Raw genomic sequence first — 15,350 nt, 5'->3', positions numbered from 1 at the left:
TATTTTAAAGTAATTGATCGACTTCAATAACCTCTCCTGTCTTCATTGAGTTAATAATAATAGTTCCTACTCTCACCCTTACTAAACGTAATGTAGGAAAACCAACAGCAGAAGTCATTTTTCGTACCTGCCTAAATTTACCTTCATTTAGAGTAATCGATACCCAAGATGTTGGTCCATGCCTATCGTCTCTAATTTTTTGGGAACGTTTTGGTAAATCTGGAATTTTATTTAACCTGAAAGCTTTGCAAGGTCTGGTTTGATATTTTTTGCCGTCAAAACCAATTTCTACACCTGCTTTTAATAGATTGATCGCTTCATCAGAAATATCACCATCTACTTGTGCATAATATTCCTTTTCCACTTTTTGGCTATTTACAAAATCACTCATTTTACCATCTGTAGTAAGCAATAACAAACCTTCCGATTTCTCGTCTAATCGACCAATAGCCATAATCCCTTCAGGAAAATCATGAAGTAGCCCTAAAAACTTTTTCGATTGTTGCTTTGAATCGAGACTTTTAAACTGACTTAAATACCCGTAGGGCTTATAAATTATAAAATGTCGGTGATCGCTTTTAGATATTTCCATTTAAAATACTATGTACGAGTTCTTTGGTTGGTTTCTGTCCGTTTATTTTAGTTCTCACGGTATCAAAGGTCATTTTAAAATCGCATCCAGATTTATAATCGCTGCACCCATAAGCTGTACTGCCTTTAATAACAGATCCTTTTTTACATTTTGGACATACTAATTCGTCTGGTTTCGTTTTCCTGTCTGCCGACAAAGCAGGCGCGGAAGTCTTTTTTGGCTCTAATTTTAGATTAAAACTTTCATCAAAACGAAGCAAACCTTCCACAGTACCAGAATCCGTTTTAAAGCCTTTTAAATTAACGGTAGATCCTTTTTGAAGTAACCTAATATATTGTTTTTCAGAAATCTTTTTATTAGCATAGCTAAAAGGCATCACAAAATGGCACCCTGATTTATATTCGCTACAACCATAAGCTGTTTTTCCTTTTATAATAAGACCTTTTTTACATTTTGGACAAGCCTCTGATCTAATACCTGCTGTTGCTTTTTTTACTGCTTTAGCCTCGCGATTTTTCACTGTTACTGCATGAGATATATTAGCACGTTTCGTTTCGCTTCTTACTTCATATACTAAAGCATCCACCATACGCTTCATATTTTTAATAAATGCCCCAGCACTAAACGCTCCTTTTTCAATATCTTTTAGTTGTTTTTCCCAAGAGCCAGTAAGCTCTGCAGATTTTAACAAATTATTTTGGATCGTATCAATAAGTTGAATTCCTGTAACCGTAGGTAACACTTGCTTTTTATTACGCTTTATGTACTTTCTTTTAAAAAGTGTTTCAATAATATTGGCTCGTGTTGACGGTCTTCCAATACCATTTTCTTTCATCAATTCACGTAAGTCTTCATCATCTACTTGCTTACCTGCTGTTTCCATAGCTCGTAGTAAAGAAGCCTCTGTAAACTGATTAGGGGGTTTGGTTTCTTTTTCTAAAAACGAAGGTTCGTGTGGGCCTTTTTCTCCTTTTTCAAAAGTTGGCAAGATCCCTGACTCTTTTTCTTTTGCATTCGAAGTATCGAAAACGATACGCCACCCTTTGTCTAAAATCTCTTTTCCTGTCGTTTTAAAAGACACCTCAGCAGCTTTACCAATAACAGTGGTATTAGACACCAAACAATCATCATAAAAAACAGCAATAAAACGCTTTACGATGATATCGTAAACCTGTTGTTGATTATATTGTAAATTAATCTGAATTCCTGTTGGAATAATAGCGTGGTGGTCTGTTACTTTTTTATCGTTAAAAACTTTGGTCGATTTCTTTATTTTTTTTCCTAAAAGTGGTTCTGTTAATTTTGAATAGTTTGTCAGCTTTTGAAAAATACCAGGTACTTTAGGATATACATCATTTGGTAAAAAAGTGGTATCTACTCTAGGATAAGTAACGACCTTTTGCTCGTATAGTTTCTGAACAATTTTAAGTGTTTCATCTGCCGAAAACCCAAATTTTGTATTACAATACACTTGCAAACCCGTTAAATCAAAAAGTTTTGGCGCATATTCCTTCCCCTTTTTCTTTGTAATAGATTCAATTTCAAAATCACTTTCTTTTACTTTATTCGCTAACGCTTCTCCATCTTCTTTTTTCAAAAAACGTCCTTCTTCGTAGCTAAAAAGTGTTTCTCTATATAGTGTTTGTAATTCCCAATATGGCTGGGGTTTAAAGTTTTCAATGTCTTTAAAACGATTAACAACCATTGCCAACGTTGGTGTTTGTACACGACCAACAGATAGTACTTGCTTATAACCACCATGTTTTACGGTGTACAATCTGGTGGCGTTCATCCCAAGTAACCAATCACCAATAGCCCTGGAAAACCCTGCGTAATATAAATTATCGTAATCTTCAGAAGGTTTTAAGTTTTCAAATCCTTCTTTAATCGCTTCCGTAGTTAATGAAGAAATCCATAAGCGTTTTACTTCTCCTTTATAATTTGCTTCATTCATTACCCAACGCTGAATCAATTCTCCTTCTTGGCCAGCATCCCCACAGTTTATAACAACATCTGCTTTATCAAATAAACTTTTTACGATCTTAAATTGCTTTTGTATTCCTGAATTAGAAACTACTTTAGTTTCAAATTTTTCGGGTAACATGGGCAGGTTATTTAAATCCCAGCTTTTCCAATACGGCTTATAATCGTTAGGTTCTTTTAAAGTACATAAATGCCCAAAAGTATAAGTAATAGCATATCCATTACCTTCATAATAACCATCACGCTTCGTATTCGCTCCTAAAACAGAAGCTATTTCGCGTGCTACACTTGGTTTTTCAGCAATACAGACTTTCACCTATTTTTATTTTTGGTTTTAAATTATAATGTGCAAAATATGAATTTTGCCCTGATTTTTGAAGTGGAGTTATCAGGAGTTATTAACGAATAAAGTTAGTATCATTTAGTTTTACAGAAACAGGCTTTATACCATTTCTGCATTTAAATTACTGTAAAAGAAAATGAGATTTTTTTTCTTTATACAAAATAGAAAGATAAAGCATAGCCTTAGTTACGGTTTCTTTTTATGTTGAAGTAGAAAGGAGAAAAGAGCGTTTTATTACGGTCATTTGGATGTAGAAATGGTATTACTTATAAAGTAGATATTTAATCATTCAATATCGCAGCAAATTGTTTATACGCAAATATTAATAATGATACATATTTTAGCAACATTCAATAAGTAGTAATTAACGTATTTATTTAACAAGAAAAAACATATTGTTATAAGATTTTTTTCAACATTACATATAAAGTTATTTCTTATATCAAAAATTAATTAACACATAACATACACATAATCAATATTATATATTTTATGACATTCAAAAAATAGTTTAAAGAAAATTAATTTACTTACTTTTGATGTGAATTAATAATAGCCCCTATTCACCAATGTTAAAAGCCTCTCACTTTGTAATATTGCTATGTTTTAGTATGTATTACAGTTATGCCCAAGTAGGAATTGGAACTACTACACCTGATACTTCATCGATTTTAGACATTACCTCTACAACACAAGGCCTACTACCACCTAGAATGACAGAAATTCAAAGAGACGCTATAGTTTCTCCAGCTGAAGGTTTGTTTATATACAATTTAGATAGTAAATGTTTCCAGTATTACAAAGGAGCATCCTGGTCTAGTTGCTTAGGGGAATCCAACTCAAATAAAATAGACTGTAGCTCTATTAGCTCTAGTGGAAGTTATTTTATTGGTAGCCCACTTACTGGTATAAATACAATAACTGTAGATGTTGCTGTGAATTTTTTCGACACATATAATATAACAACAAATACTGTTAACGGTTATAGCTTTTCTGCTTCTGGAACATTTTCGTCTATAGGAATTAACACCATAACATTAACAGGGTCTGGTACGCCATTAGCAGCCCAAACAGATACATTCACTATAACGTTTTCTGGAGATGGTACGACCTGCACTACAGATATTACTGTATTAAGCACACCTTTAGCCAATTGTCTAGACTATTTAAATGCTGGACACACAACAGATGGTATTTATACTATTGACCCTGATGGTCATGGAGGTGGCGCCGCTTTCGATTGCTATTGCGACATGACCAATAATGGCGGTGGATGGACATTGGTCTTCAATCATAATACTGCTGGCGGATATTGGACGAACGACACTGAAGCAAATGAATACAACATTGGCTCTCCTGGCTTAACAACAAATAAATACTCTATATTAAGTCAATTAGATAATATAAAAAGTGCAGCAGATTATGAATTCAGACTGCATTACCCTTCTTTAGGGATAACAAATCATTGGTCACAAACATTTGATCCCAGAAGTGGAACAGCAGGAACTTCTCCAGTAACTGGATATACGGCGATTAGTGTTGATACAACTGCACGTAATTGGGGTGGTATTGAATTATCCGGAGGAAACACTTATTTAGATGGCAGTGTTAATACCGGTAATTGGTATTACTCTATAGGTAGTAATGTCCCTTGGTCTAGTGGTATACCTGGACCAAGTACTGCAGTAGATCGTGTACAATTATTTATTAGATAATAAATAATTAATTTAACTCGACATAAGAACAAAATTATTAAGCTGAATTTCAAAAAGTTAAGTCTAAATGTCAGGTTGAGCCTTTAGTTAAGGGGTATTCACATAAAAAACAAACCATAAAACTTAGTTTATTTTCTTATATGACACAAAATCAAAGAGATGCTATTACATCTCCTGCCGAAGGCTTGTTTATATACAATACAGATAGTAAGTGTTTGCAATTTTATACCGAAACTTCCTGGTCTGATTGTTTAGGTAAAGGCTCAGTTCAAACAAACAAATTAGATTGCAATTCGGTTAATACCAATGGTGTTTTTTCCACTGGATTACCGTTTACTAACTTAAATACATTAACTATAGATGTTTTAGTTAACTCTTACGACACATACAACATCACTACAAATACTGTTAATGGTTATAGTTTTTCTGGTTCTGGAATATTTTCATCATTAGGTGTTAATACTGTAACGCTAACAGGATCTGGTACTCCCATAGCTGCTCAAACCGATACATTTACAATAGATTTTATAGGTACAAATCTGACTTGTAACGTTGATGTTACTGTAATGAACGGATTTGCAGCAAACTGTTTAGAGTATTATAACGCTGGATCCAGAACAGATGGGATATATACTATTGATCCAGATGGTACTGGAGGTAACCCTTCTTATGATTGCTATTGTGATATGACTAATGACGGCGGTGGATGGACATTGGTTTTCAACCATAATTATACAGGTGGAATTTGGGCTAATGATGCTGAAGCTAATGAACATCATGTTGGTTCACCTGGTTTAACAACAAATAAATACTCTATACTAAGTAAATTAGATGACATTAAAAGTACAGCGAGTTATGAATTTCGATTGCATTATCCTAGTTTAGGACAGACTAACCATTGGTCACAAACATTTGATCCTAGAAGCGGAAGGTCTGGAACAAATCCAGTTTCTGGATATGGTCCAGTTAATATTGATATGACAGATAACTCATGGGGTGGTCTTGAATTTACAGGAACCTCGGCTTATTTAGGTGGCAGTATTGGTCGGTATCATCCGTATTATGCCATAGGAGTTAAAGTTAATTGGATTGGCGGAATACGTACTGACAATTCAGTAACAGATCGTGTACAATTATTTGTTAGGTAATAATATCTTTTCTGTTTATTAAAACAATTCTCTGATCTTGTCTGTAGAACTAAATGTAAACTACCACTCCCTTTTTTTATTAAGTTCTTCGAGAGCTTCCAATTCTTTTTGAGGTATCACTTTTAAAAAAGACGGGTGTTGTTCGATAGCATACTCAATTTTTTTTACAATATCGTCTGTAGTATCATTATCGTAATCAATTTCTAAAGGCGCTTTAATTTCAAAAGACTGCAAAATATTTTTCTTTTTAATACGCAATCCTTTTTTATCGAAAGAACGTCTAAACCCATCAATAACGATAGGTACTACAATAGGTTTATAACGTTTAATAATATGAGCTGTTCCCTTTCTAATAGGCTTAAACGGAGTTGTTGTACCTTGTGGAAATGTGATCACCCAACCGTCTTCTAAAGCCCTACCAATGCTGGAAATATCACTCATCTTAACTTGTCTATTCACATCTTGTCCTTCAGACCTCCAAGTACGTTCAATACTAATAGAGCCTACATAAGCTAATATTTTTGGTAACAATCCAGCTTTCATCGTTTCTTTGGCTGCTACATAATAAATATTAAGCTTAGGATTCCATAAGTATCCAACATTTTTAATAGAGTCTTCTCTCCCACTTAAACTAGCATTGAAGACATGAAACATAGAAACTACATCAGCAAAGTATGTTTGATGATTCGAAATAAATAACACATTCGTATCTGGTAAATTTTTAATAAGCTCAGAACCTTCTATTTGTAATTCATTGAACCCTCTAAAGCGTCTATGGGTTATAGCACCTAGAATTCTTATGAGCCATTTTTTTACAATTAGTATATGTCCGAATGGATTTCTTTTAAACAATCCCATAAATCACGCGTCAAAATTGGTTGATGTCTGCAAAAGTAACAAAACTATTAAATTACATGTATTGTTTTAACAAGTCTTTAATTTCACTTAGCATCATTGCGGTGGCTCCCCAAACAATATGTTCATTCAATTTGAATGCAGGAACCTTAGCCTCAACACTATAAGAGGTTTTTACTTCTTGAGTTATCAATGCTCTATCGTCTAAAAAATGTTGTAAATCTATTTCGATAATAGCTTCAACTTCATCTTCTTGCTTCATAAAGTTAGGTGTTTGTCTAGTAATCCCCAAAAAAGGCTGAACATAAAAGTTACTAGGCGGAATATAAACTTGCGATAATTTTCGAATAATTTCTATAGTATTTATAGATACCCCCACCTCTTCAAAAGTCTCTCGTAATGCTGCTGCTGCTAACGAGCTGTCTTGATCTTCTAACTTTCCGCCAGGAAATGCTACTTGTGCAGAATGTACGCCTTTGTATGTTTTTCTTAAAATAAGAACAAGTTTTGTATCATTATTTATCCCTGGATAAAACAATGCTAGGACACCTGCTTTTTTTGCTTTTTTTATAGCTTCTTTTTGTTTCTCCATAAGGCTTCTACGGAAAGCAGGAACCATTTTAAAGTGAGACGATTCGGCTGGAAGCGGTATATTCTTTACTTTTGAAGTTAATTTTAAAAATTCATCAAAATTCATATTTATGAGACCCGTATTTCTTTTGTGTTTATTTTTTTTATTTCTGAATTGTGAAGATAAACAAACTAAAAGGAAAACGATTCCCAAAACTACGGTAACAAAAAAAGAGAAAACAGACATTAAAAAAGATACTATTATAGAATCTGAAAGAGAGTTTCCTAAGTTGAACTCTAAAAGTGCCATGGCCTTTTTTCTGGAATACGACAAACATCATAAAGAAAATAAAGTACGCCTTACTACAGATTTTGGAGCTATTGATATTTTACTATATAATGAAACAAAATTTCATCGTTCAAACTTCATTTTCTTAACAAAACAAAAATATTTTAATGACACGCAGTTTTATAGAGTCATTAACAATTTTATGATCCAAGGCGGAAATAGCGACGATAAAAAAACAGCTAAAAAACGTTCTTACATTGGAAGGTACTTATTGCCTCCTGACACAAAACGAGGTTTTAAGCATGATAGAGGCGTTATATCGATGCCTAGTAGTGAAATTAATAACCCACATAAGTTAGCATCTCCTTTTGAGTTTTTTATTGTACAACAAAAAGGCGGTGCCCATTTTTTAGATGGTGACTACACTATTTTTGGAAGAGTTATAAAAGGGATGCATGTTGTAGACAAAATAGCTGCTGTTGAAACTGATGATGGGGACTGGCCAGCCAAAAATATTTATATAAGAAATGTTGAAATTATTAACTAGTTTTTTTGAGTCTAAAAAGTATCATCCTGAATGAAAGTAAAACATCTGTTTATTAACATCATGAGATTTTCTAGATTTAGCTTATCTTGAGCGAAGCCAAAAGACTTAATTTAAAAGCCTCCTTCAAAAATACACCGAACCCATTTATTCTATTTTTTTAACAAACAGTTATACTCCATTTTACTGTAAAAAGACAGTAGCATTAAATACACTTTAAGCTCTTTTTCTTTTTCATTTAGTTCTTTAGACAATAAAGCATCTTTGATTTTTTTAGAAAAAACAGAAACCTCCTCTTTTATATCTATAGAGAGAAACTCTTTTCTATTAAGCAATTGTAAGTTAAAAGCCTTTCTAAAGGCATTGTACCAACTATTAACAGAAAGTTTATTCAAAATCAGGGTCTCCATATTTGAATGCTCTCTTTTGTATTTAAACTTTAGCTCTCTAGCTATTTCTTCTTCATTTACACCTTGATATTTCAAACGCAAATATTCTAGTTCTTTATTGCTGAACAATTTTAGTATATAATATTCCATTATTTTAAATTAATTTTAGTTGCTTCAGATAAAAGAGCATTGCAAGATTCATCAAAATCCAATAGGAGTCTTTTATCTATGTTATACTTATTAGAGCTATTTTTAAAATCATTTACAATTTTTGATGTATAGCGTAATGCTATTTCCTTTATTACTGGTTCGACAAAATCCTGTTTATCCAAAATTTTAAGCTCAAAGGCTTTTTCAATTATAGTCACCCAATTTTTTGTTTTGAATTTAAACTTTAACCTTCTTTTAATATAAGTTAAGTCTTCTTCATTTATTTTAAGAAAATCTGAAATATGATCATCGTTAAAATTATGCACCAATAATCTCAGATAATATGCTTCATTACTTGTTAGTTTTATTTTTTCCATATGCTTTTTTAATTATAATAACTATATGCATGAATTTAATTAATCGTTCTCCGAAAAAATTTCCCTCTGCAAAAATCCATTTTAACTCTAATTTAACAATGAACTCATCTTGACTTTTTCTATTTCCTAAAAAATGGCTAAAATTCGCCCATATTTTGTTACTTTTCTTATGCTTAGCACTGCTATGCCTTGCAAAAAATGCCGCATCTGAACAAATTTTATCTCATTTTCGGTTAAAAACAAAAAGTCAAGATGAGTTCAATAAGACACCTCCTTTAAGCCGTATTGAAAGGCTATTAGTTTTTCTTTATTATTACCATTACGATATTCCTAAAAATTTGAATAATTTTTCTCGTTTTCGTTTTGAAATAGGCAATGATTTTTTATTGATCATTTCGCAATAGTTCCCTGCTGATTTGTTAATATTTTCTATCATATGTAAGTTAACCAGGTATTTTCTGTGAATCCTAAAAAAAGCTCCTTTTGGTACGAGCAAATTTTCGTACTCTAATAGGTTTTTACTGGAAACTTTGGATGTACCGTCTTTGAGATACAAAATTGTATAACTACGTTCTGCCTCACAAAAAATAATCTCTTCAACTTTTATTAGCTCTATCTTGGCTGTAGATGCTATGGCAATAACACTTTTATTACTATAATCTTTTAAATTGTTGAAATCTTTTAATTCAATTTCATTCTGTAACAACTCTTTCATATAAACTTTAGTTTTAAGTTTTTCAGAAACCTTTCTCACTGCTATTACCAATTTTTTAATATCAATTGGTTTTAATAAATAATTGGATACTTCGTAATCCATAGCTTTTAGAGCAAATTCTTTAAACGAGCTTATAAAAATAATTTCGCTATCAATATTTCCTAAATTATCTAAAAGATTAAAAGCTGTGTCTTCCCCTATCATAACATCTAAAAAAATAATATCTGGCTCGTACTCCTGTATTTTATGAAAACCATCTTGTACATCTGTAGACCCATAGACCTCTTTTATGCTATGACAATATTTTTTCAAACAAAGTTTTAAAAGCTCAACTGTATTCTTATGATCATCAATAACTATTGCAGTATGTAGACTCATTTGTGAAATTTAGGTTTATATTAGGAAGTCTAATAATACATTGTGTTTAAAAAAGAACGTTAAAATAAGCAAGTAGCTTTAAGCTAAATTTTTAAAAATTTACTTTTTGTGTTTTTACGACTATTAATATTTTCATACTTATACTTTTTAAAAAATTAATAAAATTCATTTGTCATGTAGTTATCTTTAAAACTCTAATTTTAAGTATACGATTGATACGGCGAACCAAACTTCGGCTTAAAATAATAGCATAAATATTTTTTATCCAACCATTCTTATACTACTCCCTATCTCAAGCAAAGTATCTCTAATTACCGTCTTATAAGCTCCTATTTCTCTTATGTTCAATCTTATCTGAATAAGCTCTTCCGACGATTTGCAGAACGTGTAGAAAAAATATTGTGTCTCTTCTCCAATTTTAAATGCCTGATATACATAATTATTTTCCATAATTTGATCTGGTACTGGTATATAACAACCTTCTTCTTTAAACTTCTTAAAAACTGTTTGTACTTCAGCTTTCAAATCATCAACCATAAAATCATGACCTTTTAGTATTCTTTTTTTGTAATGGATTGCAGAAAACAAGAGTGTTTCTTCTGAATTTCTCATTCTAAACCTATCACTTTCATATTCTTCCCATTCTTTTGGGACATTTAAAATATACATATCATCTACCAGAACTAGGTTGTAATGCTCTTTCGATTCGGATTCATTAGAAGTATTAGACAAATGAGATTTTTTATTTTTAATTATAGGTTCTCTTGATTTATCATCCATGGCCATTTGATTTCTTTTTTAGAAAATCGAAAATATAAAAGTGAGATCGGCTAACACATAATACAGAAATGTTTAAAAGCTTTATTCATTTTCATAAAATATAAACCACTTTTTAGCTTAATACATATTTAAATCAATTATGTGCTTATTATATTATTATTTCTTTATAATTATAAACTCGCTTCTTCTATTTAAAAGGTGCTTTTCTTTGCTACATTTTACGCCATTCCCACAATTATTTTTTAATTGCTTTTCTCCATACCCCTTTGCTAACAACCTATTTTTTGCAATACCTTGTTTTATAATAAACGTTATTGTTACCATGGCTCTACGCTCAGATAATGCTAAATTATATGCATCATTGCCACGACTATCGGTATGAGAACCCACTTTAATTTTCACATTTGGATTTTGCTTCATAAAGGCTACAATCTTCATTAATTCTATTTTTGATACTTCTTTTATTGTCGCCTTGTTGAAATCGAAATATATAGGCTGTAAATCAATAGCATCAGTAACGTCTGTATTATTTTTAATTGGGGTTATATTTCGTTTTAACTTTAAATTTCTAACTACTTTTTTTGCTTCGATATTAGCTTTTATAAATTCGTTATCGCCTATATAACTCTCTTTATTAGCTTCAACAATATGGTTATAATAACGGTTATACTCCAAACTATAATCTCCTTGGGTATTGGTAAGAACTTCATCTATAATATTACCTTGATCATCTTTAAGAACTACAGTTGCGTTAGCAATTAATTCTTGGGTATCTTCATCTTCAACAGTTCCTGTTAAAATAGCTCTGGTGGCTTCTTTAATACTTTTAAGTTCATTAAACATATAAATATCGTCTGAGCCTTGACCACTTAATCGATTGGAGCTAAATCCTCCTTTTTTTGTTTCATTATTGATAAAAAAAGCAAAATCGTCTACAGCACTATTAATAGGTGCTCCAACATTTATCATTTGTGGTACTTTTTGTTTAAGATCTATATAGAAAACATCATAACCTCCTAATCCATAATGCCCATCCGAAGAAAAATACAATTCATAGTCTTTACTAATAAATGGAAAAGACTCTCTGCCTTTAGTATTTACAGCCGATCCCATATTTCTTGGCTTATTAAATGAGCCGTTGCTATTTATTGTTACCATATAAATATCTGTTTCTCCTAAACCTCCTGGTTGATTTGATGTGTAATACAGTATGTTTTCATCTGGGCTTAACGCAGGGTGAGCCGTAGAGTATGTATCCCCGTTTATAGATAAGTCTTCTATATTCCCCCAATCGCCATCATCTTGTTTTGTAGCTCTGTAAATCTTTAGGTTTTTATTTTGACTTTTCCCCTTTTCTGTTTTAGAAGTATGGCTACTTCTAGTGAAATACACCGTGTTGCCATCTTTAGTATACACTACTGATGATTCATGAAATCTTGAGTTTAATCCATTTTTCATCTTACGACCTTTTCCCAAGGTACCATCTTCATTAAAATTGGCCTCCCAAAAGTCTAAAAAATGCTTTCCTGTCCAAGTATCTATGGTTTTTGAAAATCCTCCAGAACGTTGCGCTGTAGCATATACAAATTTGTTATTTATAACAGTTCCTCCGTATTCGCTTGCTTCTGTATTTATACTTGCTGGTGCTATTTTGTAACGGTTAGAATTTTTTTGAATAATCTCCAAATAGCTCTTTGCTGTAGAAAATTTTAAATCTTCATCTTCTAATCGTTTTAAAAATGTATTATATATGGCTTCAGATTCTTTATTCTTACCTAATGATTTAAGTGTTTGCGAATAACGTAATAAATAAATGGGATCTTCTGGTGTGGCATTTAACTGCATCAATACTTCATACCACTTTTGTGCTTCTTCATAGTTTGCATTAAAATAATAAGTATTTCCAAGCTTTTGGAATACTTCTTCTGATTCATAGCCAGATTTTACTACGCTTAAATATATATTGGTTGCATTTATATATTCATGCTCATTATACTTTTTATCTGCACGAACCAATTTAGCATTTTTAGGCTGAGCAAAACTATATTGAAATACCATAAACAGCACTAATACTAAAACTTGTTTAAATTTTAACGTATTAATTTTCATATTTTTATACTTTTTTATTACTACTTATTAATAATTAGTTTAGAACGTAGAATCACTAAAAGAATCTTGGCGATATTTTATTACGAGTTCTGGTAAACAGCTCCCATCTTAGAAAAATTTCATGAGATCCGTTATTATACCGTCCTAAATCTGTAGTATCTGTATCGTACGCATATCCCACCATTAACTGATCTGTTACTTGAAAACCGGCCAAAGCACTAATTGCAGCATCTACCCTATAAGCTGCTCCCAGTGTGAGTTTTTGGTTATACCAAAAATTTGCTGACACATCAACACCAAGAGGTGAACCAGACACGATACTTGTTAAGAATGCTGGTTTAAACTTCCACATATCGTTTAAATCGAAAACATACCCTCCTGTTACAAATACATGCATACGCTCTGAAGCTGTAGATATAGTGCTATTATCATAATGCTCTGTATTTAAAACATTAGGAACTGATAAACCTACATACCATGTATCTGTATGTAGCATGGCACCAACCCCAATGATAGGTTGAAACCTATCTTCTATATTCGTTTGAAAAATGGGCTCGGTAGGATTATAAATTAATAATTTATTATAATCTACATCTAATAGCTGAAAGCCTGTTTTTAAACCAAAACTAAATTTAGTGTCTCTATCAGAAAAGGGTATGGTATATGAATAGTCTATAGCTATATTATTTTCAATAGAAGGACCTATCTCTTCATTATAAACTGAAAACCCCAGACCAACTCCATTTACTCCAATAGGAGTATTTAAAGAAAACTGTGCCACTTTTGGTGCACCTTCTAGCCCTACCCACTGACTTCTGTAAATACCAGTCATACTAAGCAAACCCCTACTACCCGCATAGGCTGGGTTTATAGTAGCTGTATTATACATATACTGCGTAAACTGCGGATTTTGTTGCGCCAGTACTGGCAGCGAAAGCAGCACCATAAATACCAGCCATTTTATATTTTTATTTTTATAGATGATCATAAATTCTCTATTTAACATTGATTATATTTTATATTTTTTAAGTCTAATTTGATGCTATATATAGAAATCCTGCTTTTTTTACACGCTGTGCAGGTATGGATGTATTACCTGGAAAGTCATATTCTAAAACATAATAGTAAGTACCTGTTGGAAGTAATTCTGAATTGCTAACGGTTAAACGACCATCAGAATACCCTCTAAATACATTATCTGTTTCATTGTATCCTGTTGTTTTATATACTTCCACACCCCATCGATTAAAAATTTTAACCGTATTATTAGGATAACGGTCAATTCCATCTATAAAGAAAAAGTCATTTTTACTATTACTATTAGGAGATACAGCTGTGTAAATAACCAAATCGTCTGGTAAGACTAAATCTGTTTTTACTGTCGCCAATGTAAACACACCATAGCCAGTTACTGGTGCTATGGTTGTAATGGTTTGGTTAGCGGCATCTGGAATACCGCCTTCGTCTACCCAAAAGCCTAAAGTATCGTCCCATCGTACTATATGTATAGCATCTGGATCTGCATTATTAATAAATGCGGGTGATGTATCAGCATCCCATCTTAGTGTTATTATGGCATCAGAGCTTCCACTGGTTCTGTCTATGACCCAGTATTCCGTATCATCAATTTGCTCTATAATACCAGCCGCCAAATTATGTGGATTGGTTGCATTACTATTCTCTAAAAAATATTGCGCAGTATAGGTATCTGTTGGTAAGTTAGGTGCATTCATAGCCACTGGGTTGTAAAACCCGCCATTGCCTACAGGAAATTCAAAACTGGTATCTCCTACTTTTACGACTTCGCCATCTATATAGCTATTATCACTAGTAGCGACATGATCTGCATCTCTAAGAAAAGTGAAGGTTCCGCCAAAATTACTAGTATCGACAATACCTTCATCAAACTCACTTTCGTTATCTATATTAATGCTACCAGATAGTTGAAATGGTACTGCTGTACTTGTATTAGAGAATATAACATTATAAAAAAAACTGTCTTGAATACCTGTAATTTGTTGTACCTCATTACCCTGAAAACTTGTAAGGCCTTCGTTAATAAAATCTATCGTGCCATCGTTATTAAAATTTGCATAAATAAATAGCTCACCATCATTAAGCATATTCCCACTTGTAGTATTATTAAAATCATTAACAATACTCACTTGAGTATTTGGCAATATGACCACCTCTCCGGTATTGATAGTTTGTGCCTGTGTTTGTAATATTAGCAATAGCATTACTAATATTGGTAATGGCTTTATTTGCACTTTTATATTCATAATATTTTACGTATTAGTATGTTGTACTACTTAATTATTCATTGTCATAATATAAGGGTGGCATTGGATTGCTCACTATGAAAACCCCTACCTTAACCATAGACTGATCTTACTTATTCAACCTACTCTCT

14 protein-coding genes are annotated in these 15,350 nt (G+C 32.2%); 3 read left to right on the top strand and 11 right to left on the bottom strand.

All coding sequences use genetic code 11. The annotated features are described in order from the left end of the window. Positions 1-4: 4 nt before the first annotated feature. Positions 5-592, bottom strand: coding sequence for a pseudouridine synthase (locus Q4Q39_RS03430; protein WP_303280965.1), 588 nt, complete (start codon positions 590-592; stop codon positions 5-7). Further along, entirely contained in the window at positions 579-2,891 is a 2,313-nt protein-coding gene (locus tag Q4Q39_RS03425) for a type IA DNA topoisomerase (protein WP_303280964.1), read from the bottom strand. Before Q4Q39_RS03425 ends, Q4Q39_RS03430 begins: the two co-directional genes overlap by 14 nt. A gap of 638 nt (positions 2,892-3,529) precedes the next feature. Between Q4Q39_RS03425 and Q4Q39_RS03420 the strand changes: the two genes are divergently transcribed. Then, on the top strand, positions 3,530-4,633 hold the full coding sequence (locus tag Q4Q39_RS03420) for a phage tail-like protein (protein ID WP_303280963.1): 1,104 nt from the start codon (positions 3,530-3,532) through the stop codon (positions 4,631-4,633). A gap of 116 nt (positions 4,634-4,749) precedes the next feature. Next, positions 4,750-5,781 (top strand): fibrinogen-like YCDxxxxGGGW domain-containing protein, encoded by a 1,032-nt coding sequence (locus Q4Q39_RS03415; RefSeq protein WP_496559732.1) that lies wholly within the window; start codon positions 4,750-4,752, stop codon positions 5,779-5,781. A gap of 60 nt (positions 5,782-5,841) precedes the next feature. Here the strand turns inward: Q4Q39_RS03415 and Q4Q39_RS03410 are convergent, their stop codons facing one another. After that, positions 5,842-6,639, bottom strand: a complete 798-nt coding sequence (locus Q4Q39_RS03410) for a lysophospholipid acyltransferase family protein (protein ID WP_303280961.1) — start codon at positions 6,637-6,639, stop codon at positions 5,842-5,844. 52 nt (positions 6,640-6,691) lie between these two features. Next, on the bottom strand, positions 6,692-7,333 hold the full coding sequence (locus Q4Q39_RS03405) for an NUDIX hydrolase (RefSeq protein ID WP_303280960.1): 642 nt from the start codon (positions 7,331-7,333) through the stop codon (positions 6,692-6,694). Between the two features lie 4 nt (positions 7,334-7,337). On the opposite strand from Q4Q39_RS03405, the gene Q4Q39_RS03400 reads away from it, so the two are divergent. Beyond that, the gene (locus Q4Q39_RS03400) at positions 7,338-8,042 is read left to right on the top strand and encodes a peptidylprolyl isomerase (protein WP_303280959.1); all 705 of its coding nucleotides are present in this window, start codon (positions 7,338-7,340) and stop codon (positions 8,040-8,042) included. Between the two features lie 149 nt (positions 8,043-8,191). On the opposite strand, the gene Q4Q39_RS03395 is transcribed toward Q4Q39_RS03400, so the two are convergent. From Q4Q39_RS03395 to Q4Q39_RS03365, 7 genes are all read right to left on the bottom strand, one after another. Next, positions 8,192-8,578 carry a hypothetical protein gene (locus tag Q4Q39_RS03395; RefSeq protein WP_303280958.1) on the bottom strand — a complete coding sequence of 129 codons (387 nt, stop codon included), beginning with the start codon at positions 8,576-8,578 and terminating at the stop codon, positions 8,192-8,194. Beyond that, the gene (locus Q4Q39_RS03390; RefSeq protein ID WP_303280957.1) at positions 8,578-8,955 is read right to left on the bottom strand and encodes a hypothetical protein; all 378 of its coding nucleotides are present in this window, start codon (positions 8,953-8,955) and stop codon (positions 8,578-8,580) included. The genes Q4Q39_RS03395 and Q4Q39_RS03390 overlap by 1 nt, the downstream gene beginning before the upstream one ends. Before the next feature lie 319 nt (positions 8,956-9,274). Beyond that, positions 9,275-10,048 carry a LytR/AlgR family response regulator transcription factor gene (locus Q4Q39_RS03385; protein WP_303280956.1) on the bottom strand — a complete coding sequence of 258 codons (774 nt, stop codon included), beginning with the start codon at positions 10,046-10,048 and terminating at the stop codon, positions 9,275-9,277. Positions 10,049-10,309: 261 nt separating this feature from the next. Next, positions 10,310-10,828, bottom strand: coding sequence for a hypothetical protein (locus Q4Q39_RS03380; protein ID WP_303280955.1), 519 nt, complete (start codon positions 10,826-10,828; stop codon positions 10,310-10,312). Between the two features lie 156 nt (positions 10,829-10,984). Next, positions 10,985-12,937: an OmpA family protein gene (locus tag Q4Q39_RS03375; protein WP_303280954.1), complete on the bottom strand. Its 1,953-nt coding sequence runs from the start codon at positions 12,935-12,937 to the stop codon at positions 10,985-10,987. Positions 12,938-12,992: 55 nt separating this feature from the next. Then, complete coding sequence (locus Q4Q39_RS03370; RefSeq protein WP_425555740.1) at positions 12,993-13,925, bottom strand: PorP/SprF family type IX secretion system membrane protein; 933 nt, start codon at positions 13,923-13,925, stop codon at positions 12,993-12,995. 43 nt (positions 13,926-13,968) lie between these two features. Then, on the bottom strand, positions 13,969-15,219 hold the full coding sequence (locus tag Q4Q39_RS03365; protein ID WP_303280952.1) for a T9SS type B sorting domain-containing protein: 1,251 nt from the start codon (positions 15,217-15,219) through the stop codon (positions 13,969-13,971). Positions 15,220-15,350 lie beyond the last annotated feature (131 nt).

Source organism: Flavivirga amylovorans, from assembly GCF_030540875.1.
In the GTDB taxonomy this organism is placed as follows: domain Bacteria; phylum Bacteroidota; class Bacteroidia; order Flavobacteriales; family Flavobacteriaceae; genus Flavivirga; species Flavivirga amylovorans.
Note: the sequence above shows the minus strand (reverse complement) of the source record. Positions and strands in the feature narration are given on the sequence as shown.